The organism is Micromonospora globosa (genome assembly GCF_000717585.1).
Classification (GTDB): Bacteria; Actinomycetota; Actinomycetes; order Mycobacteriales; family Micromonosporaceae; genus Micromonospora; species Micromonospora aurantiaca.
Genome location: NZ_JNZR01000074.1, coordinates 1 through 2,954 on the forward strand (window position 1 = coordinate 1; position 2,954 = coordinate 2,954).

At 70.6% G+C, this 2,954-nt stretch carries 2 protein-coding genes and 2 pseudogenes; 3 read left to right on the forward strand and 1 reads right to left on the reverse strand.

Annotation, left to right across the window (positions count from 1 at the left end; genetic code table 11):
* A pseudogene (locus IF06_RS0131635) lies at nt 1-672 on the reverse strand (hypothetical protein); the annotation flags it as partial.
* Here IF06_RS0131635 and IF06_RS0131640 point away from each other — a divergent pair.
* From IF06_RS0131640 to IF06_RS0131650, 3 genes and pseudogenes are all read left to right on the forward strand, one after another.
* Entirely contained in the window at nt 661-1,470 is an 810-nt protein-coding gene (locus IF06_RS0131640) for an SDR family NAD(P)-dependent oxidoreductase (protein ID WP_369751983.1), read from the forward strand. The pseudogene IF06_RS0131635 and the gene IF06_RS0131640 sit on opposite strands and share 12 nt — an antisense overlap.
* Before the next feature lie 18 nt (nt 1,471-1,488).
* A complete protein-coding gene (locus tag IF06_RS0131645) occupies nt 1,489-2,421 on the forward strand; it encodes an aromatase/cyclase (protein WP_013287158.1) in 933 nt (310 codons plus the stop codon).
* Between the two features lie 2 nt (nt 2,422-2,423).
* Nucleotides 2,424-2,954: pseudogene (locus tag IF06_RS0131650) on the forward strand (glycosyl transferase family 28); the annotation flags it as partial.

Here is a 2,954-nt window from a genome sequence, read left to right on the forward strand (position 1 = left end):
GGCCTGCTCGGTGAACGGGTGGCCGTGTCGGGCCAGGACGTCGCCGAGCCACTCCTGCAGCGGGTCGTCGCGCAGGGCCGGCACCCGCCCTCGCAGCAGTTCGAGGTAGGTCGACCGCATGTGCCCGAAGACGTCGAGACCGAACAGCAGCCGCGCATGGGCGGCGCCGCTGGCGATCGCCGCGACCGAACCGGCGAAGGTCACCGGGTCGCGGACGACGAGATCCGGACGCCAGTCCTGGGTGAACGCGACCAGATCATCGATCATCCCAGCGGAGCAGGACAGTTGGTGGTCCAGCGACGTCCAGGCGGTCAGCACGGACTGGACGTAGTCGTACGTGAGCCGCTGCCGGCGCAGCTCGCACAGGTCGAACAGCTCCCAGCGCATCCGGCCGCCCGGGCCCCACAGCTCGTCGCCGGTGAACTCCCACCGCTCGGCCACCTCTTCCACGACGTCCTGTGACCACCGGTCCGCGCCGAGCGGCGGCCCGACCGCGACGGCTGTGAGCCCGGCGCCGGTGATCGCCTCCGTGAGATCCGGCTGGCTCGCCACCCGCACGTCGTGGCCGGCCGCACGCAACGCCCACGCCAGGGGCACCTGCGCGGGTTCAGCGCCGGTCCACCGATCGTCGACCGCCCCGACAGCGGCGATCGCCACGATGTGGCTCGGCACGAAGGACGGGAGAGAACATTGACGCAGGACAGCCTCGCTGTCGTTACCGGCGCGACGAGCGGCATCGGACACGCGGTCGCGACGTTGCTCGCCGAACGCGGGTCGACGGTCTACATCTGCGCCCGCGACGGCCACGCCGTCGACCTGACCGTCAAGGAGCTGCGCGCGAAGGGTCACGACGTTGACGGCCAGGCGTGCGACGTCCGCGACGCCGGCCAGGTGCGGGCGTTCGTCACCGCGGCCGTCGAACGGTTCGGACCAGTCGGCGTACTCGTCAACAACGCCGGCCGCAACGGCGGCGGGGTGACCGCCCAGATCACCGACGAACTGTGGCTCGACGTGCTGGAGACCAACCTCACCAGCGTGTTCCGGATGACCCGCGAGGTGCTCACCACCGGCGGCATGCTGGAGCGCGGGTGGGGACGTGTCATCAACATCGCGTCGACCGGCGGCAAGCAGGGTGTCGTGCTCGGAGCGCCGTACTCGGCGTCGAAGCACGGCGTCGTCGGCTTCACCAAGGCCCTCGGGTTGGAGCTGGCCAAGACCGGCGTGACGGTCAACGCCGTCTGCCCCGGGTACGTGGAGACGCCGATGGCCGAGCGGGTCCGACGGGGGTACGCCGAGGTCTGGGACAGCACCGAGGACGAGGTGCTCGCCAGGTTCCAGGCGAAGATCCCGCTCGGCCGCTACAGCACTCCGCAAGAGGTCGCCGGCCTCGTCGGCTACCTCGTCACCGACACTGCCGCCCCGATCACCGCGCAGGCGCTCAACGTCTGCGGCGGACTCGGCAACTACTGACCCGAGGGGAACGACGACATGTCGGAACAGCACACCGATCACCGGGTGACCGTGGCCGCACCCGTAGCGGTGATCTACGACCTCGTCGCCGACGTGAGCTGCTGGCCGGTGGTGTTCCCACCGACCGTGCACGCCGAACAGATCGAGCGCAGCGGCGACGGGGAGCGGATCCGGATCTGGGCCACCGCGAACGACGAGGTCAAGAACTGGACCTCGCGGCGGATCCTGGACCGGGCGGCACGCTCGATCACGTTCCGGCAGGACCGGCCGGCTCATCCGGTGGCGGCCATGAGCGGCGAGTGGCGGTTCGAACCGGCCGGACCCGACAAGACGGTCGTGCGGCTGCTGCACACCTACCGGGCGGTCGACGACGATCCAGGTCACCTCGACTGGATTCGGCGCGCCGTCGACCGCAACAGCGAGGCCGAACTGAGCGCGCTGGCCGCTGCGGCGGGGCGCGACGACGAGCTGCTGCTGTCCTTCGAGGACGCGGTGTCGATCAACGGAAGGGCCGCGGACGCGTACACCGTCATCGACGAGGCCGGGCTGTGGCCGCAGCGGTTGCCGCACGTCGCCCGGGTCGTCCTCGACGAGCGCGTACGCGGTGTCCAGAGCCTCGCCATGGACACCCGCACCGCGGACGGATCGGTGCACACGACCGTGTCGATCCGCATCTGCCTGCCGCCGGACCGCATCGTGTACAAGCAGCTGCAGACGCCGAAGCTGATGAGCGCGCATACCGGGTTCTGGTCGTTCCGCGAGCACAACGGCGACACCGAGATGGTGGCCGGACACACCGTCGTGATCAACGAGTCGGCGATCGCCGGCGTTCTCGGTGAGGATGCCACGGTCGCCGACGCTCGCTCGTACATCCGCGCCGCGCTCGGGCGCAACAGCGGCACCACGATGCGGCACGCGAAGGCGTACGCGGAGCAGGCCCGCCGGGGCTGACGATGCGGGTGCTCTTCACAACCTTCGCCCAGCCGACGCACCTGCACGCGCAGGTGCCCCTGGCGTGGGCGTTGCGTGCGGCCGGCCACGACGTGCGGGTGGCGAGCCAGCCGGATCTCACGGAGGCGATCGAGCCGGCGCCGGCGGACTACATCGAGTTGACCGACATCAGCGAGCTGCGCGACGAGATCCTCACCTACGAGTACGTGCAGAGGCAGCTGACGGCTGTGACGATGTTCGGCTTCCGGACGCTGTGCCCGGATCGGATGATCGACGATCTCGTCGCGTTCGCGAGGGACTGGCGTCCGGATCTCGTCGTGTGGGACTCGGTGACCTTCGCCGGTGCGGTCGCGGCGATCGCGAGTGGGGCGGCGCACGGGCGGCTGCTGTTCGGCCTGGATCTGGTCGGCCATGTCCGGCAGCGGCACCTGGAGCTGCTGCGAGGGCGGGTGCCGGCCCTGCGCGACGACCCGCTGCAGGAGTGGCTCGGCGACGTCCTGGCCCGACACGGCCACCCGTTCACCGAGCAGGCC